Annotated in this window: 20 protein-coding genes and 2 riboswitches; of the genes, 16 read left to right on the top strand and 4 right to left on the bottom strand. The window is 29.9% G+C overall.

Going from position 1 to position 22,175, the window contains the following annotated elements; genetic code table 11:
* Window positions 1-38: 38 nt before the first annotated feature.
* Window positions 39-548 carry a GGDEF domain-containing protein gene (locus CLPA_RS16240; RefSeq protein ID WP_257786254.1) on the bottom strand — a complete coding sequence of 170 codons (510 nt, stop codon included), beginning with the start codon at window positions 546-548 and terminating at the stop codon, window positions 39-41.
* Between the two features lie 150 nt (window positions 549-698).
* Window positions 699-2,249: a tetratricopeptide repeat protein gene (locus CLPA_RS16235; RefSeq protein ID WP_003446519.1), complete on the bottom strand. Its 1,551-nt coding sequence runs from the start codon at window positions 2,247-2,249 to the stop codon at window positions 699-701.
* Window positions 2,250-2,411: 162 nt separating this feature from the next.
* Window positions 2,412-2,511: riboswitch (TPP riboswitch) on the top strand.
* Window positions 2,512-2,634: 123 nt separating this feature from the next.
* Between CLPA_RS16235 and thiC the strand changes: the two genes are divergently transcribed.
* The 10 genes from thiC (at window position 2,635) to CLPA_RS16185 (ending at window position 14,249) form a co-directional block, all read left to right on the top strand.
* Complete coding sequence (gene thiC, locus CLPA_RS16230) at window positions 2,635-3,936, top strand: phosphomethylpyrimidine synthase ThiC (protein ID WP_003446520.1); 1,302 nt, start codon at window positions 2,635-2,637, stop codon at window positions 3,934-3,936.
* 93 nt (window positions 3,937-4,029) lie between these two features.
* Window positions 4,030-4,224, top strand: a complete 195-nt coding sequence (gene thiS / locus CLPA_RS16225; protein WP_003446521.1) for a sulfur carrier protein ThiS — start codon at window positions 4,030-4,032, stop codon at window positions 4,222-4,224.
* A gap of 105 nt (window positions 4,225-4,329) precedes the next feature.
* Window positions 4,330-5,094: a thiazole synthase gene (locus CLPA_RS16220; protein WP_003446525.1), complete on the top strand. Its 765-nt coding sequence runs from the start codon at window positions 4,330-4,332 to the stop codon at window positions 5,092-5,094.
* A 12-nt stretch (window positions 5,095-5,106) separates the two neighbouring features.
* The gene (gene thiH, locus CLPA_RS16215) at window positions 5,107-6,216 is read left to right on the top strand and encodes a 2-iminoacetate synthase ThiH (protein WP_003446527.1); all 1,110 of its coding nucleotides are present in this window, start codon (window positions 5,107-5,109) and stop codon (window positions 6,214-6,216) included.
* Window positions 6,217-6,218: 2 nt separating this feature from the next.
* Entirely contained in the window at window positions 6,219-6,821 is a 603-nt protein-coding gene (locus CLPA_RS16210) for a thiamine phosphate synthase (RefSeq protein ID WP_003446529.1), read from the top strand.
* Between the two features lie 260 nt (window positions 6,822-7,081).
* Window positions 7,082-7,171, top strand: a riboswitch (glycine riboswitch).
* Between the two features lie 191 nt (window positions 7,172-7,362).
* Window positions 7,363-7,632 (top strand): ACT domain-containing protein, encoded by a 270-nt coding sequence (locus CLPA_RS16205; RefSeq protein ID WP_003446531.1) that lies wholly within the window; start codon window positions 7,363-7,365, stop codon window positions 7,630-7,632.
* Window positions 7,633-7,658: 26 nt separating this feature from the next.
* Entirely contained in the window at window positions 7,659-9,017 is a 1,359-nt protein-coding gene (locus CLPA_RS16200; protein WP_003446533.1) for a PFL family protein, read from the top strand.
* A 152-nt stretch (window positions 9,018-9,169) separates the two neighbouring features.
* Complete coding sequence (locus CLPA_RS16195; RefSeq protein ID WP_003446541.1) at window positions 9,170-10,597, top strand: MDR family MFS transporter; 1,428 nt, start codon at window positions 9,170-9,172, stop codon at window positions 10,595-10,597.
* Between the two features lie 78 nt (window positions 10,598-10,675).
* On the top strand, window positions 10,676-12,415 hold the full coding sequence (locus CLPA_RS16190) for an ABC transporter ATP-binding protein (protein WP_003446543.1): 1,740 nt from the start codon (window positions 10,676-10,678) through the stop codon (window positions 12,413-12,415).
* Window positions 12,402-14,249, top strand: a complete 1,848-nt coding sequence (locus CLPA_RS16185) for an ABC transporter ATP-binding protein (RefSeq protein WP_003446545.1) — start codon at window positions 12,402-12,404, stop codon at window positions 14,247-14,249. The genes CLPA_RS16190 and CLPA_RS16185 overlap by 14 nt, the downstream gene beginning before the upstream one ends.
* A gap of 84 nt (window positions 14,250-14,333) precedes the next feature.
* Here CLPA_RS16185 and CLPA_RS16180 read toward each other — a convergent pair whose 3' ends face one another.
* Window positions 14,334-15,509, bottom strand: coding sequence for an amidohydrolase (locus CLPA_RS16180; RefSeq protein WP_003446547.1), 1,176 nt, complete (start codon window positions 15,507-15,509; stop codon window positions 14,334-14,336).
* A gap of 373 nt (window positions 15,510-15,882) precedes the next feature.
* Between CLPA_RS16180 and cobT the strand changes: the two genes are divergently transcribed.
* The 4 genes from cobT to CLPA_RS16160 are packed head-to-tail and all read left to right on the top strand — an operon-like array spanning window position 15,883 to window position 18,823.
* On the top strand, window positions 15,883-16,950 hold the full coding sequence (cobT, locus tag CLPA_RS16175; protein WP_003446548.1) for a nicotinate-nucleotide--dimethylbenzimidazole phosphoribosyltransferase: 1,068 nt from the start codon (window positions 15,883-15,885) through the stop codon (window positions 16,948-16,950).
* A 4-nt stretch (window positions 16,951-16,954) separates the two neighbouring features.
* Entirely contained in the window at window positions 16,955-17,497 is a 543-nt protein-coding gene (gene cobU, locus CLPA_RS16170) for a bifunctional adenosylcobinamide kinase/adenosylcobinamide-phosphate guanylyltransferase (protein WP_003446550.1), read from the top strand.
* Between the two features lies 1 nt (window position 17,498).
* Window positions 17,499-18,236 (top strand): adenosylcobinamide-GDP ribazoletransferase, encoded by a 738-nt coding sequence (cobS, locus tag CLPA_RS16165; RefSeq protein WP_003446556.1) that lies wholly within the window; start codon window positions 17,499-17,501, stop codon window positions 18,234-18,236.
* Window positions 18,233-18,823, top strand: a complete 591-nt coding sequence (locus tag CLPA_RS16160; RefSeq protein ID WP_003446558.1) for a histidine phosphatase family protein — start codon at window positions 18,233-18,235, stop codon at window positions 18,821-18,823. The genes cobS and CLPA_RS16160 overlap by 4 nt, the downstream gene beginning before the upstream one ends.
* Before the next feature lie 120 nt (window positions 18,824-18,943).
* On the opposite strand, the gene CLPA_RS16155 is transcribed toward CLPA_RS16160, so the two are convergent.
* Window positions 18,944-19,720, bottom strand: a complete 777-nt coding sequence (locus CLPA_RS16155; RefSeq protein ID WP_003446560.1) for a hypothetical protein — start codon at window positions 19,718-19,720, stop codon at window positions 18,944-18,946.
* A gap of 362 nt (window positions 19,721-20,082) precedes the next feature.
* On the opposite strand from CLPA_RS16155, the gene CLPA_RS16150 reads away from it, so the two are divergent.
* Window positions 20,083-20,544 carry a MarR family winged helix-turn-helix transcriptional regulator gene (locus CLPA_RS16150; RefSeq protein ID WP_003446561.1) on the top strand — a complete coding sequence of 154 codons (462 nt, stop codon included), beginning with the start codon at window positions 20,083-20,085 and terminating at the stop codon, window positions 20,542-20,544.
* On the top strand, window positions 20,541-21,995 hold the full coding sequence (locus tag CLPA_RS16145; RefSeq protein WP_003446562.1) for an MFS transporter: 1,455 nt from the start codon (window positions 20,541-20,543) through the stop codon (window positions 21,993-21,995). The genes CLPA_RS16150 and CLPA_RS16145 overlap by 4 nt, the downstream gene beginning before the upstream one ends.
* Window positions 21,996-22,175 lie beyond the last annotated feature (180 nt).

Genomic DNA, 22,175 nt, shown 5'->3' with positions numbered 1-22,175 from the left:
AATACAATATAGGTTTTAAAAGTCCTTACTTAATTAATCTATTTTAAAATATAACCTGCTATTTGATTTCTTCCCCGTTCCTTTGCCAGATATAAAGCCGTATCTGCTTGTCTTATAAATTCATTTATAGTTATGTTTTCATTGGGAATGACAGAAGCTGCCCCTAATGTTATGGTCACTATATTTTTGATGTTTGAAAATTCATGCTTTAAATTTAAATATTCTATCTGTTTTCTAAACTTTTCTCCAAGGTTTAAAACTTCACCTAAGCTAACTTTTGGGAAAATTATTACAAATTCATCGCCTCCATATCTAGCAGCTATATATTTTTTATCAATGTAATTTGAAAGAGCGGAACCGATTAAAGATAGACATTTATCACCCTGAACATGACCATAATTATCATTATATTGTTTAAAACAGTCTACATCCAATAAAATTAAAGATAAATTATATTTATTTTTCTTTGCCAGGTCCCATTGTATGTTCATGACCTTGTCAAATTTTCTTCTATTAGGAATACCTGTTAAACTATCATTTTCCGATATATATAATAATTTGTTATTTAATTGTTCAAGCTCCTTTTGTATTTTCTTTCTGTAGTCAATTTCAGTTTTAAGGCTGTTAGATTTAATAGCATTGTTTACAGCTATTGAAGCATAGGTGATAATACCTTTAACATTTCTATATCCAATGGCTTAAAGGCTTTTAATACTACTTTGAACTGTCATAACTCCTAATAAGATATCATCCATTATGAGAGGACAGTAAATGGCGGATTTTGCTGATATAGTATTAATATAATTTGGATTATCTACATATCTTGAATATTCATTCTCTATATCATTTATTATAACTAATTGTCTATTTCTTAAATAATAGGCAGCTATATTTGATTTACTGGTAATAGATGCATTTGGAACATTTATGATTTTATTATTTTCACTATAATAATTATATTGAAGAATTTCATTATCTGTATTATACAATGCAATACCAAAAATAGATATATCAATAAAATCTCTAACGCTATTGCATAGAATATTCAATATTTTATCTAAATTTAAAGTAGAAGTAATTTTTTGTCCTAGCTCACTTATTATAGATATATTTTTAATACTTTCTATGAGTTTTTCAAATCTTTTTCTGAAATTTTCACTCTTCTTCATTATGTTAAGTTTTTCTTCTTCTAATTTCTGGAGTTTAATTTTTGAGTTAATATTATTAAGTCTCTGAGTACATATAACTTTTTCTAATTTGTCGTGATATTTAAAATATAACTTATAATATTCATAAGCTTTATCATCATTTTTTAACTCCTCGTACAAACTAAAAAGCTTTTTGCACACTTCTATGGTTTTAAAAATAATATTATTTTCTACAGATATATTAAAGGCAATTTTTAACTTGTCTAATGCCAGGGAGAGATTTCCTCTATTTTTAAGATAATCACTGTAATCTAAAAGTATATTAATCTTGTAAAATAAAAAAGTTTCTTTTAGGTCTATATTTAATGCTTTACAAAAATATTCATTTGATTTTGTAAAATTTCCTTTTTTTTCATATATAAGAGCTAATATTCTGTATACTTCTGGTAAGACTAATTTATAATTGAAAGAGTTCATTATTTCAATGGATTTATTTAAAAGTAATATTGCCTTATCATAATTTCCACTTAAATAATTCATTTCTCCTAGATTATATAAGGACACTCCAAAGGTAGATTTATAATTTAATTTTTTATCAAAGGTAAGGGCTCTATTATAAAATTTAAAGGCATTTTCATAATCTTTAAGATTTTTATAGATTTCTCCTATATTAGTAGAAGTTTTTGCAAGATAGAATTTGTAATTGTATTTACTGTAGTAATTTTTATTCACAGACATTTTTAAAGCAGTTTTTTCTGCATCATTATAGTAATCAAAGCTTTTTTCATAGTCTCCTAGATTAAGCAAATTATTGCCTATATATATTAAGGATAAAACTTGTATATCACAAATATCTTCTTTTCTTGATATACTTAGAGATTCAAAAAGGAGGGATAGAGATTTTTCATAATTACCTATGTTGGTTAAAGCTTCACCAACCCTTAGGAGTGAAACAGCCATACCTATAGTATGATTAAATTTTTTACATAATTCATAAGAGTTATTGCCAAATTTTATTGTATTAATGGAATTTTCATATTTAATTTTATCAAGTTTTTCTAAAATCTCATTTATGGTAGTTGCATTGTCACTGTTAATCATAACAATTAATCACTCCAATGTGTTGATAAATTTTATATATTAAAAATATAACAATAAAATGATGTAAATTCAATTATTACTTGATATTTGTACATTAATAAAGTTGAAAAATAATTTTACAATTATAAATTTTAGGAGTATAATGTTATTAAAAATAAAATATTTATTTGCTAGGGGTGCCAAATTGGCTGAGAAGGAAAAATCCTAACTCTATGAACCTGATATGGTTAACACCATCGTAGGGAAGCAAGGGTTTGTATATTATAGAATTACAAAGCTTGCTTTATGCAGGCTTTTATTATACGCATAAAGAGAACAAACCTGATGTTTATCCTGCATCAGGTTTGTTCTCTTTTTAAATTTAAAAATAAAGGAGTGTACTATTATGAATTATACAACACAGATGGATGCAGCAAGAAAAGGAATTATTACAAGAGAAATGAATATTGTTTCAGAAAAAGAAAAGATAGATGTAGAAAAATTAAGAGAATTAATTGCTGAAGGAAAAGTAGTTATACCAGCTAACAAAAATCATAAGTCTTTAGATCCAGAAGGTATTGGAGAAGGTCTTAGAACTAAGATAAATGTAAATTTGGGAATATCAAAAGATTGTTGCAGTATAGAAAAAGAATTAGAAAAAGTTAAAGTGGCTATTGAGATGAAAGCAGAAGCTATAATGGATCTATCTAACTATGGAAAAACTGAAAATATGAGAAAAAGAGTTGTAGAAATGTCTACAGCAATGCTTGGAACTGTTCCCATGTATGATGCTATAGGATTTTGTGATAAGGAACTTCAAGATATAACTGTGGATGAATTCTTTGATGTTGTGGAAAAACATGGACAAGATGGAGTGGATTTCATTACAATTCATGCAGGCCTTAATCGTGAAACTGCAAAAGCGGTTAAAAATAATCCACGATTGACTCAGATAGTATCTAGAGGTGGAAGTCTCTTATTTGCATGGATGGAACTAAATAATAGAGAAAATCCATTCTATGAATATTATGATAGACTTTTAGATATCTGTGAAAAATATGATATAACTATTTCATTAGGAGATGCTTGCAGACCTGGTTCATTAAAGGATGCTACAGATCCAGCACAAGTTAAAGAACTTATAACATTAGGGGAACTTACTAAAAAAGCTTGGGAAAGAAATGTACAAGTTATGATAGAGGGACCTGGACATATGGCACTTAATGAAATAAAGGCAAATATGTTACTTGAAAAAAAATTATGTCATGGTGCACCTTTTTATGTGTTAGGACCTTTAGTTACTGATGTAGCTCCAGGATATGATCATATTACTGCAGCTATAGGTGGAACAGTGGCTGCTTCCAGTGGAGCGGACTTTTTATGTTATGTTACTCCAGCAGAGCATTTGCGTTTGCCATCTCTTGAAGATATGAAAGAAGGAATAATTGCCTTTAAGATTGCAGCACATGCAGCAGATATAGCTAAGGGAATAAAGGGAGCTGTTGAGTGGGATAATGCCATGAGTAAAGCTAGGGCAGAGCTTGATTGGGAAACTATGTTTGATTTAGCTATAGATAGCGATAAGGCTCGTAAATATCGTACGGAATCTTCACCAGAAGATCCAGAAACTTGTACAATGTGTGGAAAAATGTGTTCTATGAGAACAATGAAAAAAGTGCTTAATAATGAGACTTTAAATATAAAATAGAATTTGATTCACAATAGGATTAAAGGGCAAAATTCTTTTTAGTTCGTCTTTTCTCCTATTGTAAATATATGAAGTTTGAGGGAAGTGAATCATATGGTTGTTAACGGAAAAGAAATGAATTTCAGAGATGGTATAACTATAGAAGAATTGTTAAATGAACTCAAAATAGAGGCTTATAAAGTGGTGGCAGAAGTAGATCTAAACATTATAGATAAAACAGAATATGCCACAACTAAGCTTACTAGCGACTCTAAAGTAGAATTAATAAGATTTGTAGGAGGAGGTTAAGGTATCTAGTCTAATAATTTATTAAATTTAGAATTAAAAAATATTAGCATAGCATACTTAATTAATTTTTTACTTTAATATGCTTAAAGTTAGGAGACAATTAAAATGGATGAATTTATTATTGGTGGTACAGAGTTAAAAAGCAGACTTTTTATCGGTAGTGGAAAATATTCTTCAAATAAAGTCATACCAGAACTACTGGAAAAGAGTGGGGCACAAGTTATTACTGCAGCACTTAGAAGGGTAGATTTTGAATCACAAGAAGAGAATATTTTAAATTATTTAAAAAAAGATACAATAATAATGCCTAATACTTCAGGAGCGAGAAATGCAGAAGAAGCTATAAGACTTGCAAGAATTGGAAAGGCAGCAGGATGTGGAAACTGGGTGAAAATAGAAGTTATTTCAGATAATAAATATCTTCTTCCAGATAATATAGAAACAATAAAGGCTACAGAAGTTTTAGCAAAGGAGGGGTTTGTAGTTTTGCCATATATGAATCCAGATCTTCCTGATGCAAAGAGAATGTTAGAAGTTGGTGCAGCTGCAATAATGCCTTTAGGTTCACCTATAGGAAGTAATAGGGGTATTAGAACAAAAGAAATGATTAGAATTCTAATTGAAGAAATAGATCTTCCAATAGTAGTAGATGCAGGTATAGGTAAACCATCAGATGCTGTTTTAGCCATGGAAATGGGGGCATCAGCAGTATTAGTTAATACAGCATTGGCTACTGCAGGAAATCCTGTGCTTATGGCGGAAGCCTTTAAACTTGCCGTTGAAAGTGGTAGAAAAGGATATTTAGCAAAGGCTGGTATGGAGAGAGAATACGCTGAAGCATCTTCACCTTTAACAGGATTTTTAAGATAGGGGGATGGAATAATGAGTTTTTTTGATGTAGCTGCTAGATTACAAGATTATGATTTTGATAGCTTTTTTAATAGTGTAACCAAAGAACAGATTGAATATATATTATCTAAAGATACACTAAGCAAAGAGGACTTTATGTGTCTTTTGTCACCAGCAGCAGAGGACTATATTGAAGTCATGGCACAAAAGGCGCATAAAATAGCAATTAATAATTTTGGCAGATCTGTTACCTTGTATACTCCTATATATATAGCTAATTATTGTGTTAATAAATGTGCATACTGTGGATATAATGTAGAGAATGATGTGCACAGAAAAAAACTTACTATGGAAGAAATTGAAAAAGAAGCACAGGCAATATATGCTTCTGGTTTAAGGCATATAATTCTTCTTACTGGTGAATCAAGATTTCATAGTCCGGTGTCTTATATAAAGGACGCTGTGAAATTATTGAAAAAATATTTTAGTTCTATCTGTATTGAGATATATCCTTTAGAGGAAAATGAATACAGAGAACTTATAGAAGCAGGGGTGGATTCACTTACTATATATCAGGAAACTTATAATATGAAAAAATATGATGAAATTCACTTAGCAGGCCCTAAAAAGAATTATAGATATAGAGTAGAAACTCCTGAAAGAGCTGCAAGAGCTGGAGTAAGAGGAATGGGTGTAGGGGCACTTTATGGACTTGACAGTTGGAGAAAGGAAGCTTATTTTTCCGGACTTCATGCAAGATACATTCAGGATATGTTCCCATACATGGAGATAAGTATGTCTGTACCTAGAATAAGGCCTCACGCAGGAAGTTTTACTGACATTAAAGATGTAACTGATAAAAATTTAGTACAGATAATGCTTGCTTTCAAAATATTCCTTAAAAGGTCAGGAATAAATGTAACTACTAGAGAATCAGCAGAGCTAAGAGATAATCTTATACCACTTGGAGTAACTAAAATTTCAGCAGGAGTTTCTACAGAAGTAGGAGGACATTCTTGTAAAACTGAAGATCAAGGAGAAAAACAGTTTGAAATTTCAGATAAGAGAAGTGTAGGAGAAATAAGAGAAATGCTTAAATCAAATGGATACTGTCCTGTCATGAAGGATTGGGAGTATGTGTAGTTATGAATAGAAAACTCTTTATAATTACAAATAGAAAACTTATAAAAAAAGGTGATTTATATACAGTAACAGAAGCCTGTGTACAAGGTGGAGCAGATGCTATTATTTTAAGAGAAAAAGATCTTTCATCAGAAGAACTTTATATTATGGCCTGTAGATTAAAAAAAATTATTAATAACAAAATACCTCTTATAATTAATGGTAATTATGATGTTGCTGTTAGGTGCAAAACGGAGGGAGTACATTTAAGTTATGATATATTTATTAAATTCAATAATAAATATAATGAATTAAAAGGTGTATCAATTCATTCCTTAGAAGAAGCTAAAATGGTAAATAATATGAATGCTGACTATATTTTGACCGGTCATATATTTAATACAGCTTGTAAAGCAGGACTTCCTGGAAGAGGAATAGAGTTTTTGAAGGATATTTGTGGAAATTTGTCATTACCAGTTATTGCAATAGGCGGTATAGATGAAAATAACATTAACAGCGTTCTAGAAGCAGGAGCTAGCGGAGCAGCCATAATGTCATCTGTTATGGAAGCTGATAATCCTAAAGATGTTGTATATAAAATGAAAAGTATTATTAATAATTTTTAGTGTAAATAATACAACAATTATGATGCGTAATTTTACTAAGAAAAGTGTATATAAGACATATGAAAATGAATATATACATTTTTCTATGTAAAATTTGTTTTTTTATTGATTTATATTAGTACATTGTGTTAAAATGGATTAGGTAATTTAATAAGTCGAATGAAGATAGTGGAATAATTAGACATGTGAAAATAAATAATAGGTCAAAGGGAGCATATTTGACTGATATTATTTAAAATGTTTTAATTTAAACCGTTATTGGACGAAACTCTGGAGAGACTCAAAGGAGCACCGAAGGGGAAAACTAGATTTATAGTGAAACTCTCAGGTAAAAGAACGGAGATTATATATTAAAAGAAACGTCTATGTTGTGTATCAAAAGTTTATTTATTACATAGAGAGTTGTTTTTAATTCTTCGCGCTTCTCAGAGACTAATTTTATTTAGTCTTTTTTTATTTATACATATTGATTGTTTTATTTTAAGTTAATTAAGCCTATACTATGTTTAGGTAATTTATTATTCAGGAGGAATTTGTTAAAATGAAATCATTTATCACAGTAATCGGAGAAGATAAAATAGGTATTATTCAAGGCATAACTTCAATACTAGCAGAAAATAAAATAAATATTATGGATATAAATCAAACTCTTTTGCAAAACTATTTTACAATGATAATGTTTGTGGATTTATCTAAGATGGAAATAGATGCTAAAAGGCTAAAAGAAAAGCTTGATGAAGAAGCTGAAAAACTTGGAGTTACAATTAAACTTCAACGTGAGGAAATATTTAGATCAATGCACGAAGTATAATAGATTAGGAATTGGGAGTTGAAAAAATGATTAATAATAAAGACATACTTGAAACTATCAATATGATTGAAAAAGAAAATCTAGATATTAGAACAATAACTATGGGTATATCACTTTTAGATTGCTGCGATCCAGATGGTGAAAAGTGTAGACAAAAAATATATGATAAGATAACGACAAAAGCTAAGGATTTAGTTAAAATAGGTGAACAAATAGAACTTGAATATGGAATACCTATTATACATAAAAGAATATCAGTAACTCCAATAGCATTAGTTGCTCAAAGCAGCAGTGATACAGATTATGTAGAATATGCAAAAACTCTGGATAAAGCTGCAAAGACTGTAGGTGTTAACTTTATAGGTGGATTTTCTGCATTAGTTCATAAAGGATGCACACCTGGAGATAGAATACTTATAAAATCTATTCCAGAAGCATTAGCAGTTACAGATAGAGTTTGTTCTTCTGTAAATGTTGGAACTTCAAAAGTTGGAATAAACATGAATGCGGTAAGGGATTTAGGAGAAATAGTCAAAGAGGCAGCTTATATTACAAAAGATAATGGAAGTCTTGGATGTGCAAAACTTGTAATATTCGCTAATGCAGTTGAGGATAATCCTTTTATGGCAGGAGCATTTCATGGTGTAGGAGAAGCAGATTGTGTTATAAATGTAGGTGTCAGTGGTCCTGGAGTTATAAAATCAGCTTTAGAAAATGTAAAGGGAGAAACCTTTGATGTTGTAGCTGAAACTATAAAGAAAACTGCATTTAAAATAACAAGGGTTGGCCAATTGGTAGCTACTGAGGCTGCAAAAAGACTTGATGTACCTTTTGGAATAGTAGATTTATCTCTTGCACCTACTCCGGCAGTAGGTGACAGTGTAGCTAGAATACTTGAAGAAATAGGACTTGAGGTTTGTGGTTGTCATGGTACAACTGCTGCATTAGCTATGCTTAACGATGCAGTTAAAAAGGGTGGTATAATGGCCTCTTCACATGTAGGAGGACTAAGTGGCGCTTTCATTCCCGTAAGTGAAGATGAAGGTATGATACATGCTGTAGAAATTGGTGCATTAAATATAGAAAAGCTTGAAGCTATGACTTGTGTTTGCTCAGTAGGTCTTGATATGATTGCTATTCCAGGAGATACACCTGCATCAACTATTTCTGGAATGATTGCTGATGAAATGGCAATTGGAGTAATAAATAATAAAACCACAGCGGTAAGAATAATTCCCGTTTATGGAAAAAGCGTTGGTGACAGAGTTGAATTTGGCGGACTTTTAGGAGCTGCACCAGTAATGGCTGTAAGCAAATTCTCTAGTGAAGATTTTATTGCTAGAGGTGGAAGAATACCTTCACCAATCCACAGTTTTAAAAATTAACTATATTCTAATTAATTATAAAAAGTAAAAATAAGATATGTAAATATAAAAAGCTACCTTGATTTGAAAGTTATTTTCTATTAAAGGGTGGCTTTTTTATTATCTGTTATTGAAAATGTAATATAAACAAGTTGTAAGGATGTGATATTAATATGAATGGAGAAAAGAATGGTGTAGTTTTAGCACTAATGTTAGCCATGTTTTTAGGGGCTGTTGAAGGAACTGTAGTAACTACTGCTATGCCTTCTATTGTGAAAGAATTAAATGGATTTAGTCATATGAATTATGTTTTTTCCTTATATTTATTAACCTCAGCAATTTCTACTCCTATATATGGAAAATTATCTGATATATATGGAAGAAAAATAACTTTGTGTACAGGTATTATAATATTTTTATTGGGAAGTATTCTATGTGGATTTTCACACAATATGTATGAACTTATAGCTTTTAGAGCTGTACAGGGAATAGGAGCTGGGGCTATATTTACCATAAGTTACACTATAGTTGGTGATATATTTAATGTTTCTGAACGAGCAAAAGTACAAGGATTTCTCAGTACTGTCTGGGGAATATCAAGTATAGGAGGGCCATTTCTAGGAGGATTTTTGATTCAATATATATCCTGGCACTGGATTTTTTTTATAAATATTCCTTTTGGTATAGTATCTATAATACTTTTAAAGAAATACTTAAAAGAAAATTTTAAAAAAAATATTGTCAATATAGATATTTTAGGTTTAATAATTTTAAGTTTATCCATTATAATATTTTTATATGGAATAATTTCTATTGAAAAGAATAGTAATTTTTATTCGATATTTTTAATAGCTTTATCAATTGGCTTTTTAATTATATTTTATTATATAGAAAAAAGAGCAAAAGATCCTATTATGCCTTTTGAAATTTTTACGAGGCATAACATAATAGCTAATATTGTAAGTTTACTAGTTTCAGCAATTTTAATAGCTTTAGATGTATATATGCCTTTATACATACAAAGTATCTTAGGATATAGTGCAGCAATTTCAGGATTAGCTATGGCACCAATATCTATAGCTTGGCTTATATCATCAATTATATTATCTAAATCTATATCTAAGTATGGTGAGTCTTTGTTAGCTTTTGTATCATCTATAATATTACTTCTTAGCTGTATATTCTTAGCTACTTTATATCTAAAAACTTCTTTGATTTTAATGATATTATATGGATTTATTATGGGATTTGGTTTTGGTGGATTATTTACAACTCTTACTATGATAGTTCAAGAATCGGTAGAGTATAATAAAAGAGGAGCTGCTACTGCATCAAATTCATTACTTCGTACTATAGGTCAGACTATAGGGATAAGTGCTTTTGGAATTATATTTAATTTAAATGTTTCAAAATATTTTTATAAATTAGGAATAACAAATATAGATACCAATAATTTATACAGTACTGGAAAAGTAAATCTTTATCAAATAAAAGGAGCATTGAATTATGGTATACATATAGTGTTTTTAATATTAATAATAATTTCTATTATTTCAGTGTTTCTATCTTATAGACTTTTAATAAATAGTAAGGATGCTTAATGCTGAAATTAACAACCTGACCCTGAAGTATTATAGTGACTATATTTAATTATTTATCTAAGAATATGAGGTGTAAAAATGGGGGCTTTTAAGAAATATATACATAAATACTGGAGAGGATTTTTACTTGCGATAGTATGTCTTATATTAGAGGCCAGTTGTGATTTGCTGCAGCCAACTATAATGTCAAAAGTGATTGATATAGGTGTAAAGAATAGGCAAATAGATTATGTATTTAAAATGGGAGGAATAATGCTGGGAGTTACAGCATTAGGGGCTTTGGCTGCCTGTGGACGTAATTTCTTATCCAGCAGTGTTTCTCAAAAATTTTCATCAGATATAAGAGTAGATATATTTAAAAAAATACAAGATTTTTCTCTGGATAATATTGATAAATTCTCTAAGGGATCTCTTATAACAAGAATTACAAATGATGTGACTTTACTTCAAAATTTTGCTAATGGGCTCATGAGAATCTTTGTAAAATCACCTATTGTATGTATTGGAAGTATTATTATGGCTTTAAGGCTTAATATTAAACTTTCTGTAGTGCTACTTGGAGTAATTCCAATAATTGCTTTAGTTATATTTTTAAATATGAACATAGGATATCCCTATTTTATTAGAGTACAAAGAGCATTAGATAGAGTCAATAATACGGTTAGAGAATATCTTTCAGGAGTTAGAGTGGTAAAGGCATTTAATAGATTTGATTATGAAACAGATAAGTTTAAAAAAATAAATGATGATTATAGCCTTTTATCTGCTTCAGCAATGAGAATAATGTCTATATTTTCACCTATAAATGGCATTATTGTAAATATTGGAATAATTATAATATTGTGGATTGGAGCCGTTAATGTGAATGCAGGTAATATGCAAGTAGGTCAAATAATAGCTTTTACAAATTATATGACACAGATACTTTTCTCAATTATGATAATATCTTCATTATTTAATATGTCAGTGAGAGCTAGAGCCTCAGCAGAGCGTATAGGAGAAATATTTAAAGAAGAGAGTACTTTAAAATACAACAATATTGAAGATAAAGAAATTAAGTATAAAGGAAGAATTGATTTTGAGCATGTTTATTTTTCCTATGGTAATAAAGATAAACCAGCATTAAAGGACATAAATTTTACCTGTATGCCAGGAGAAAATGTAGGTATTATTGGATCTACAGGTTCGGGAAAGACAACTTTAGTCAATCTTATTCCGCGTTTTTATGATGTGACTTCTGGTAGTGTAAAGATAGATGGTGTGGATGTAAAAGATATGGATAAAGATAATTTGATGGATAGAATAGCTATAGTGCCGCAAAAGTCTATATTATTTACAGGGAAGGTCATAGATAATATAAAATGGGGAAAAGAAGATGCATCCTTAAATGAAGTCATAGAAGCATCCAAGATCTCACAGGCTCATGAATTTATTTTGAAATTTCCAGAGAAATACAATGTACTTATTGGTCAAGGAGGAGTTAATTTTTCAGGAGGACAAAAACAGCGTGTAGCCATAGCAAGAGCAGTAATTAAAAGAACTGAAATACTTATAATGGATGATGCTACTAGTGCGGTAGATGTTACTACAGAGAGTAAAATAAGAAAATCATTAAAAAATTATACAAAAAATTTTACCCTCATAACAATAGCTCAGCGTATTACTTCTGTTATGGGATTGGACAAAATAATTGTACTTGATAATGGTGAAATAAAGGGAATTGGAAAACATGAGGAACTTATTAAAAATTGTGATGCATATAAAGACATTTTCTATTCTCAAATGGGAAAGGAGATGATATCTATTGTCAGAAAATAACAGCAAATATTCAAAAGAAAATATTAATATGTCCCGCATCAGTGGACGAAGCAGAATAAGAAGAAGTAAAGGTCCTGTAGAGAAACCAAAAAAATTTAAAGAAACTCTAAAAAGACTATGGTATTATTTCGGAAAACAACGAAAACTATTATTAATTGTATTTTTTATTACAATAGTTGATGCCATAATTACATTATTGGTTCCTTATTTAATAGGAAGGGCTATTGATACTATACCTATTGATGGCAAAGTTAATTTTAAAATACTTAAAATTATTTTACTTGCATTAATAATATCTTATTTTTTAGACGCAGTATTAACTTTTTTTCAAGGATGGCTTATGGCAGGAACAGCACAACATATAGTGAAAAATATGAGAGCAGATTTATTTAAAAAATTTCAAAAGCTTCCTATAGTATTTTTTGATGGAAATACTCATGGTGAAATTATGAGCAGAGTATCTAATGATGTAGACAATGTAAGCAGTACTATATCTCAATCAACTACACAGCTTATGTCTGGTATGATAACTATAATTGGATCACTGATTATGATGATTATTCTCAGCCCATTACTAACTTTAGCTAGTATGATTACTGTTCCCTTAGTATTTTTGCTAACTAGAATTATTGCTAAAAATACAAATGTTTTATTTAAAAACCAACAGAAAGAATTGGGAAGGTTAAATGCTAAAATAGAAGAAGCCATTTCTGGAATTTATGTAGTAAAGGCCTTTAATCATGAAAATAGAGAGATACAAGAATTTGAAGAAATTAATAATGATTTATATAAAGTATCTTTAAGAGCACAAATATGGTCTGGATATTTAATGCCTCTAATGAATGTAATCAACAATATTGGTTTTGCGGTGGTTGCAGGTGTAGGAGGAATTCTTGCAGTAAAAAATATTGTAACTATTGGTATTATAGCTAGTTTTTTAAGTTATTCAAGACAATTTTCAAGGCCCTTAAATGATCTAGCCAGTATATTTAACACTCTTCAATCTGCTGTAGCAGGAGCTGAACGGGTATTTGATACATTAGAAGAGAAAAATGAAGATGAGGATGCTGTAGATGCTACAATATTACATAATCCAAAGGGAAATGTAATATTTCAAAATGTTAGTTTTGGATATCGTAAAGATTTAAAAATTCTTAAGAATATAAATTTTAAAGTAAAATTTGGAACCAGTGTTGCTTTAGTGGGCCCTACAGGAGCAGGAAAAACCACTATAGTGAATTTACTTACAAGATTTTATGATGTTTCTGCAGGTAAAATATTTATAGACAACAAAGATATAAGAGAATATACTCGCGATAGTTTAAGAAGATGCTTTGGTATGGTACTTCAGGACACTTACTTATTTACGGGAACAATAAAGGAAAACATAAGATATGGAAAATTAGATGCTGCCGATGATCAAATAAGGAGAGCAGCTATTATGGCAAAAGCTGACGACTTTATAAGGGATTTACCTAAAGGTTATGATACTTTATTATTTGAAAGTGGGAGTAATTTGAGCCAAGGACAAAGACAACTTTTAGCTATTGCTAGAGCCATACTTTCCAATCCGTCTATATTAATTTTGGATGAAGCTACAAGCAGTATAGATACTAGAACTGAAATGAAAATACAACAGGCAATGTCAAAATTGATGGAAGGTAGAACAAGTTTTATTATAGCCCATAGATTAAGTACTATAAAAGATGCAGATGTTATTATGGTCATAGACAATGGACAAATTATTGAAAAGGGAAATCATGATGAACTTATAGAAAAAAAAGGTTTTTATTATGATATGTATCTTAGTCAAGTTAATAGTATGGAAAATTAGATAATAGGAGAAAAGTGCGGAACACTTTTCTCGGTGGAAAGTTGAATACATGATTCTTGCTTCGTCTTTTCCAACAAAACTGTACTATTTTGAATTTTCTAAATATTCATAAGCGTATTCAGCATATAAACTGCTAGCTATTTGAAGAGCATCCTCATCAATGTTAAATCTGTCATTGTGCAGTGAATAAATAGCATCTTTTTCAGTATTTCTTGCACCAACTAATGCAAAAACTCCAGGAACTTCTTGAAGATATTCAGCGAAGTCTTCAGATATTAAAAATGTCTTTTTTTCAGCTATGGCATCTATAGACAATATTTCTTCTACAGCATGTCTACCCATTAAAGCAAGAGTATAATCATTTATTACTGGTGGAACAGTAAAATCATATTCTAGATCTGCTTCGGCTTTATAAGATCTCGCTGTACTTTGAATTACACGTTTTATAGCATGAGGAATATTTTTTCGTACCTCATTGTTAAAACATCTTGTAGTACCATGCAGTACTGCTGTATCTGCTATTACATTATATTGAGTTCCGGCAGTCATGGTACCTACACTTACTACCACTGGTTCTAAAGGGTCTATCTCCCTACTTACAATGGATTGTAAATTTAAGACTATGGCTGATGCTACAACTAGGGCATCTACAGCTAAATTTGGCTTTGCACCATGTCCGCTTTTACCCTTTACGGTTATTTTAAATTTATCTGAGGAAGCCATTCTAGGGCCACCTTCAATAGATATTTTACCACAATCTATATCGGGAACTAAATGTATACCAAATACACTATCAACTCCATCTAAAAAGCCCTCGGTAACTAGAGATTTAGCTCCACTTCCAGCTTCTTCTCCTGGTTGAAAGATAAGTTTAACAGTTCCACTAAGATCAGGTTGTATTTCTTTTAGTATTCGTGCAGCTCCAAGTAGTGAAGCCATATGACCATCATGACCGCAAGCGTGCATATATCCTGTATTTTTTGATTTATAATTTATAAGGTTACACTCGGTAATAGGCAAGGCGTCTATATCAGCACGAAGAGCAATAGTTTTACCTTTTTTTCCACCTTCGATGGTTGCAAGTATACCTGTACCGGTATTGCTGGATATTTTATAGGATATTCCCAATTTATCCAGTTCGCTTCGTATTTTTCTTGAAGTTTCAAATTCCTGCAGACTCGGTTCAGGGTATTTATGAAAATGTCTTCTCAATTCTACTATATAATCCTTATATTTTGGTGCAATAGCTTTAATATTCATTTATTTCATCTCCAATCCTTTAACAAATTATCAATATTATTGTTGATTATATAATAATACTGTAGATATTAATTTGATTATTAACATATTGTATAATTTAATTATACTACAATATTAAGAATTTTAACATGGTAAGAGCTTTATAGAAAATGTAAAGTTTTGTATTGACATTAAAATATTAATGTGCATATAATCAGATAATAGTGAATCTTAGTAAACTACAATTTAGATTGTTATTTATCTGAAAGAATTGTATAAGGTATGTGGTTTCTTATATACATATAAACAAAATTATTTATATTGACACTGTGTAAATTTCAATTTATGTTAGAAATATAAGATGTTAAAATTAAATATCTTATTTGGGGGATTTATGGATTTATTTAATGGAACATTAGAGAATATAGAACCATTGTATGATGACAAAATTGTTTTAGCCAAGAAGCGATTGGATTCTTTGGCAAAACCTATTGGTAGTCTTGGCGAACTAGAGGAAATATCTTGGAGGATGGCCGGGATAACTGGTAAGATAAATAATAATATAAAAAAGAAAAATACAATAATAATGTGTGCCGACAATGGAGTAATTGAAGAAGGTGTCAGTTCCTGTCCTAAAAATTTAACAGCCGTTGTAACAGAGAATTTCACTAAAGGTCTATCGGGAGTATGTGTCCTTTCTTCCCAGGCAAAAGCAGATATAACCATTGTAGATATAGGGGTGGACTATGATTTTAACAATAAGCATGTAATAAATAAAAAAATTGCCTATGGCACTAAAAATATGAAAAAGGGTCCGGCAATGACTAAAGAAGAAGCCATAAAGGCTATAGAAGTTGGGATAGAAATAGTAGATGATTTGGTAAAGAAAGGCTATAACCTTTTTGGTACAGGAGAAATGGGAATTGGAAATACATCTACCAGTACAGCAGTATTAAGTGTACTTTTAGATATGGATCCAGACTATTTATGCGGTAAAGGGTCTGGTATTACTGATAAAATGCTTGAAAATAAGAAAAATGTTATAAAAAAGTCTATAGAATTTAATAATCCGGATAAAGATGATATATTAGATGTAATATCAAAAGTAGGTGGATTTGACATTGCTGGATTATGTGGATGTTTTTTAGGAGCAGCAAAGAATAGAGTACCAATTGTCATAGATGGTCTTATATCATCTGTAGCTGCACTTTGTGCTTATAGATTGAATAAAAATGCCAGAGAATTTATGTTTCCATCTCATCTGTCAATGGAACCTGGAGCTGAATATATAATGAAGGAGCTTAATATGAGGCCATTTTTACATATGGAAATGAGACTAGGAGAAGGTTCAGGATGTCCACTGGCTTTTAATATAATAGAATCAGCACTGGCTGTGATTAATAATATGAAAACTTTTGAAGAATTGAAAATGGAAACAGATTATTTAATAGATATAAGGTGATTAAATGGGAAAGATAGTATTAGTAACAGGGGGAGCAAGAAGTGGAAAAAGTGGCTTTGCTGAATCTTTGTTTAGTGGAACCAAGGAAGTTGTCTATATAGCTACGGCAAAAATATATGATGAAGAAATGAAACAAAGAGTTGAATTACATAGAAAGTCAAGACCTAGTGAATGGATTACTTATGAAGGTAATTATAATATAAAAAATGCGGTGGTGGACAAAAAAAATTATATTCTAGATTGTATCACAGTTTTTACTTCTAATATTATGTTTGATATTACTAAAGATTGCGAAATTATTTCACCTGAGAAACAAAGAGAAGTGGAAAACACGATTATGACAGAAATAAAATCTTTAATAGATAAAATTAAAGCTATAGATGGAAATATTGTTATGGTTACAAATGAAGTGGGATATTCTATAGTTCCGGAAAATCATTTGGCTAGGGTTTATAGAGATATAATTGGAAGGATAAATCAAAAAATTGCTAAACTTTCTACAGAAGTCTATCTTGTAACCTGCGGCATACCAAGGAGGATAAAATAATATGCTTAAAGCATTTATACTGGGACTTCAATTTCTAACTAGACTGCCAGTAAATATACAGGTGGATTTTCAGAAGAAAATTCTTGCAAAAACTCCTGCTTTTTTTTCTATAATAGGAATGATAATAGGTGGAATAGCAGCTATAGTATATTATTTATTGAGTTTTTTTAATAAGGATTTTGCAGCTGCTGGGGCAGTTTTAAGTCTTATAATAGTTACTGGAGGACTTCATATGGATGGACTTTCTGATACCTGCGATGGATTCTTCTCTTCAAGGAGTAGAGAGAGAGTACTTGAAATTATGAAGGACAGCAGAGCTGGAAGCTTTGGAGTTATTTCCATAGTATTTGATATATTGTTTAAATATGTTTTGTTAAAAAGCATGACTATAGAAGCAGCAATACCAGCACTTATTTTATCCTGTGCTATAGGGAGAACTATGATTGCAATGCTTCTTTCCTTTGGAAAGTCTGCAAGACCAGGTGGTATGGGAGAGATATTTATGAGTAAAAACTCAAAATTATATTTTGCTGTAACGCTTTTAATATTGATTATTATTGGAGTGATTATTAGTAAATATGCTTTTTTGATAGCATTATTTGCAGCAATTATTTTTTCACTGATGTTTATGAAGTATTCCTATAAAATAATAGGAGGAGTTACAGGAGATGTGTATGGGGCTAATTGCGAACTAAGTGAGATAGTTGCTCTTACAGTATTTCTTGTATTAATGAGATGAATATAGTTTTTGTAAGACATGGTAGTACTGAATTAAATCATAAACATGTATATGCAGGTGTAATTGATTCAGAAATATCTCAGAAGGGAATAGAAGAAATAAAGAGTATAAAAAAGTATCTGCAAAAAATAAAATTTCATGAAGTTTACAGTAGTCCTTTAAAAAGAGCTGTCAAGACCACAGAATTGTTAGATGAAAATTATAAAATAGATAGCAGGCTTTCTGAAATGAATTTTGGAATATTTGAAGGTTTAAGCTATAGTGAAATAGAAAGCAAATATGCTAGGGAAAGCAAAGCTTGGGTAAAAGATACGTTGAATTATAAAATACCTAAAGGAGAAAGCTTAATAGAGGTTTTTAATAGGACTAAAGCCTTTATTGAAGAGGTAAGCAGTAAGAGAGGAGATATACTTGTGGTTACCCACGGTGGAGTAATTGCCTGTGCTCTGTCTTTGGTTTTTAATCAATATGATTATTTTTATAGGTTTAAAATAATGCATGGAACTGCTTCGGTGATTTCAATAGAGGATGGTTATATGTATATTAAAGCGATAAATTGTAGAGATAATATAATGGATGTGTTATAAAAATGGTGTATCAATTATTCAAACCTACTTAAAGTATTATTTGAACCTTAGATATACCCTAAAATTTAGTATTTACCAAAATAGGCTTACTTTTATTTAAAACCCAATGCATAAAAACATTTATTTAATAAATTTAGTATTATCCGAAAGACATCCAACACCTTCTGGAACATTTAAGTGACCATTTCCATCTAATTTATACTCTTTTCCTTCAATTACAAATACAGAGTTACTTGTATATCCATCTTTAAACCAATTTACTTGATTAAATGCACGTCTTTCAGCTTCAACCTGATATTCTGGATATATAAGTCCATTATCTGTTAAATAAAACTTATTGGAATTTCCATCGCTATTAACTTGAAACCATCCTGGCTTAATACCAACATTATTCAATATATCTTTAATTTCAGTATTACTATATCCACCAGTACGAACAAGAAAAGCAGTTTTATCTTTTGCAAGGCTTGAAATCAGTCTCGATGTTTTACTTATTTCACCGTAGTCTGATGATGGTAAGGTCAAATCGCTATCTAAGCCAAGTTGAGAAAAAGGCATATAAACATTGCCATTATCACCAACTGTAAATATGGATGTTGTACCAGAACTTGTCTGCAGCTTATAAAAAGAACCTTTATTCAAATTAAGCACATTATTATTTGCAGTAAACTGCTGAATATTCTTGCCTTGTACTTCTGTAAGGGATGAAAGCTGTTGTCTATTTGCAATAAGTTGTTTTCCAGTATCAATGGATATACTGTCTGAAGATGAATTATTATTTAAACTTCTTTTAGCCAAATTATTTAAAGATTGTATTAATTTCAACTGCTGACTTCTAAAATTGTAATATATATTTCTATTAAGCTGTGAATATATATTATTATTCAATCTCAACATTAATCAATTCCTCCCATATTTTTTATTTAATTTATCGGATATGTTTGCCAAATCTTAACATCTATTTCAAATTATATTAACTTTTATAATACAATTTTTAATATTATCACTTTAATTTTTAAGTGTACAATAATGAAGTCATAATATAATTTTATACAATAAATAACCCTTGATAAAATATTGGCAAATCCTAGTGGTTTCTCTATATTCTTTTCATCATTAAACTCCTATAATCTTTTTAATATCAACTTGATGGACATATCCTACAATTGTAAATTAAAGTTTAAATTGTATTGATAGTTGACTACTCAACTATAATGATATATTATATATCTAACGAGTTATAAGAAAGGATACCATATATGAATGATGAAATAACATCTTTGATTAAATTTAATGCAAAAATATATAGAATTACCCAGTGTTACATGGATAAAAGACTTGAAAAATTCAAATTGAGCACAGGACTATATCCATATTTAATTATACTGAGCAGAAAGCCTGCAATAAGTCAAAATGAAATAAGTAAAGAAATAAATGTAGATAAAGCCATGTCTGCTAGAGCTATTAAAAAGCTTATAGAATTGGGATACATATATAAAAGAGAAAATAAAGAGGATATAAGAGCTTATAAATTATTTTTAACGGATAAGGGAAAAAGTATTGTTCCTGAAATTCTTGTTATTATAAATAATTGGATATCTATTATAGTGGATGGATGTAGTGAGGAAGAAAAAAAAATAGGAATTGAATTTTTAAATAAAGTATTAGTAAATGCTAGAAAATATAAAGGAAGATGTGTAGAAAGGACTGAGGAATTTTGAAAAATAAAAGTGTTCTAAATAAGAATAGATGGTTAATACTGCTTACAGTAGTATTAAATACTTTTATGTGTTGTTTAGATGCAAGTATTGTAAATGTAGCTTTACCTGTAATGTCTAAAGAACTTGGTGTGAATATGGCATCTATTGAATGGGTAGTTACCAGCTATCTGATAGTCATATCTGCTACGATTCTTATATTCGGAAGATTAGGGGACATTAAAGGCAAAACTAAAATATTTCAATTGGGAATAATTTTATTTACCATCGGATCTTTTTTATGTGGTATGACAAATTCTCTTCTTATATTAGTTATGGCAAGGGGAATTCAGGCCATAGGAGCAGCGGCTACCATGTCTAATAGTCAGGGAATTGCAACTCATGTGTTCCCATCTAATGAAAGGGGTAGAGCACTTGGAACAATTGGAACATTTGTAGCCTTAGGAGCAATGGTAGGACCGCCTATAGGAGGATTTATTTTATCCGTACTAAGTTGGAAGTACATATTTTTAATAAATGTACCTATAGGTATAGTTACTTTCATACTTTCGATGAAAATATTTCCTAAGAGTACAGCGGAATTAAATGAAAGATTGGATATTAAAGGGGCAGCTTTTTTCGTAATAAGTATAGTAACTCTATTTGGGGCATTAGTTCATGGGCAAAATACAGGATATAATCATCCTATAATAATTATTGGGTTCATAATATCTATAATATCTTTAATACTATTTATAATTGTTGAAAATATAGTAAAACTTCCATTACTTCAACTGAGTATTTTCAAAAACAATTTATTTTCCTTAAGTATATTTTGTGGATTTGTATCATTTATAGCTCTTAGTGCAATGACTATTATTTTACCTTTTTATTTTCAAGATGTACTAAAATTATCACCGGCTATAACTGGTTTATTTATGATGATTTCACCAATAATTTTATCTATAGTTGCTCCTGTAAGCGGTTATCTATCGGATAAGATAGGCTCAGAATTTCTTACTTTTATTGGACTTATATTTATGAGCTTAGGTTTTATATTGATGTCTAATTTAAATGAAAATTCAGGTTTGATTATTACAGCTATGTTTATAGCTATTATGACTATAGGAAATGGTATGTTTCAATCACCTAATAATTCTCTAGTTATGTCTACTGTAAGTAAAAATAAGCTAGGTATAGCTGGCAGTATAAATGCATTTGTGAGAAATTTAGGAATGGTTCTTGGAGTTTCATTAGCTACTTTAATTTTATATAATAGAATGAGCTATAAAATAGGATACAGAGTTACAAATTATATAGAGGGAAGAAATGATGTATTTATCTATGGTATGAAGTATGTATTTATTGGAGCAGCAGTATTGTGCAGTATAGGAGCTATAATAACTGCCGTAAGGTTGTATTCCGGCAAAGAAGATAGCGAAAATAAAAGTAAAAATACTATTGAAGAATATTAATATAAATTTATATTTTTCTGGATTTACCTAGAGATAACTTGTTTAAGAGCGTATTAGAAAAAATCTAATACGTTTTTTTTTAATTATTTATCATGTTATGGCAGGGTAGTAACATATATATTTTATAAACAAGTAATTAAAAGACTATACATGATTAAATATAAATTTGTTTCAGGGGGT

Origin of the sequence: Clostridium pasteurianum DSM 525 = ATCC 6013, from assembly GCF_000807255.1 — a bacterium.
Lineage (GTDB): Bacteria > Bacillota > Clostridia > Clostridiales > Clostridiaceae > Clostridium_I > Clostridium_I pasteurianum.
Note: the sequence above shows the minus strand (reverse complement) of the source record. Positions and strands in the feature narration are given on the sequence as shown.

What these genes read in the sequence shown, in the direction of transcription:
- CLPA_RS16190 (WP_003446543.1), top strand. Translation starts at nt 10,676, where the DNA reads ATGGGGGCTTTTAAGAAATATATACATAAATACTGGAGAGGATTTTTA.
- cobS (WP_003446556.1), top strand. Translation starts at nt 17,499, where the DNA reads ATGCTTAAAGCATTTATACTGGGACTTCAATTTCTAACTAGACTGCCA.
- CLPA_RS16205 (WP_003446531.1), top strand. Translation starts at nt 7,363, where the DNA reads ATGAAATCATTTATCACAGTAATCGGAGAAGATAAAATAGGTATTATT.
- thiH (WP_003446527.1), top strand. Translation starts at nt 5,107, where the DNA reads ATGAGTTTTTTTGATGTAGCTGCTAGATTACAAGATTATGATTTTGAT.
- CLPA_RS16180 (WP_003446547.1), bottom strand. Translation starts at nt 15,509, where the DNA reads ATGAATATTAAAGCTATTGCACCAAAATATAAGGATTATATAGTAGAA.
- CLPA_RS16195 (WP_003446541.1), top strand. Translation starts at nt 9,170, where the DNA reads ATGAATGGAGAAAAGAATGGTGTAGTTTTAGCACTAATGTTAGCCATG.
- cobU (WP_003446550.1), top strand. Translation starts at nt 16,955, where the DNA reads ATGGGAAAGATAGTATTAGTAACAGGGGGAGCAAGAAGTGGAAAAAGT.
- thiC (WP_003446520.1), top strand. Translation starts at nt 2,635, where the DNA reads ATGAATTATACAACACAGATGGATGCAGCAAGAAAAGGAATTATTACA.
- CLPA_RS16150 (WP_003446561.1), top strand. Translation starts at nt 20,083, where the DNA reads ATGAATGATGAAATAACATCTTTGATTAAATTTAATGCAAAAATATAT.
- CLPA_RS16160 (WP_003446558.1), top strand. Translation starts at nt 18,233, where the DNA reads ATGAATATAGTTTTTGTAAGACATGGTAGTACTGAATTAAATCATAAA.
- CLPA_RS16155 (WP_003446560.1), bottom strand. Translation starts at nt 19,720, where the DNA reads ATGTTGAGATTGAATAATAATATATATTCACAGCTTAATAGAAATATA.
- thiS (WP_003446521.1), top strand. Translation starts at nt 4,030, where the DNA reads ATGGTTGTTAACGGAAAAGAAATGAATTTCAGAGATGGTATAACTATA.
- CLPA_RS16210 (WP_003446529.1), top strand. Translation starts at nt 6,219, where the DNA reads ATGAATAGAAAACTCTTTATAATTACAAATAGAAAACTTATAAAAAAA.
- CLPA_RS16200 (WP_003446533.1), top strand. Translation starts at nt 7,659, where the DNA reads ATGATTAATAATAAAGACATACTTGAAACTATCAATATGATTGAAAAA.
- cobT (WP_003446548.1), top strand. Translation starts at nt 15,883, where the DNA reads ATGGATTTATTTAATGGAACATTAGAGAATATAGAACCATTGTATGAT.
- CLPA_RS16220 (WP_003446525.1), top strand. Translation starts at nt 4,330, where the DNA reads ATGGATGAATTTATTATTGGTGGTACAGAGTTAAAAAGCAGACTTTTT.
- CLPA_RS16235 (WP_003446519.1), bottom strand. Translation starts at nt 2,249, where the DNA reads ATGATTAACAGTGACAATGCAACTACCATAAATGAGATTTTAGAAAAA.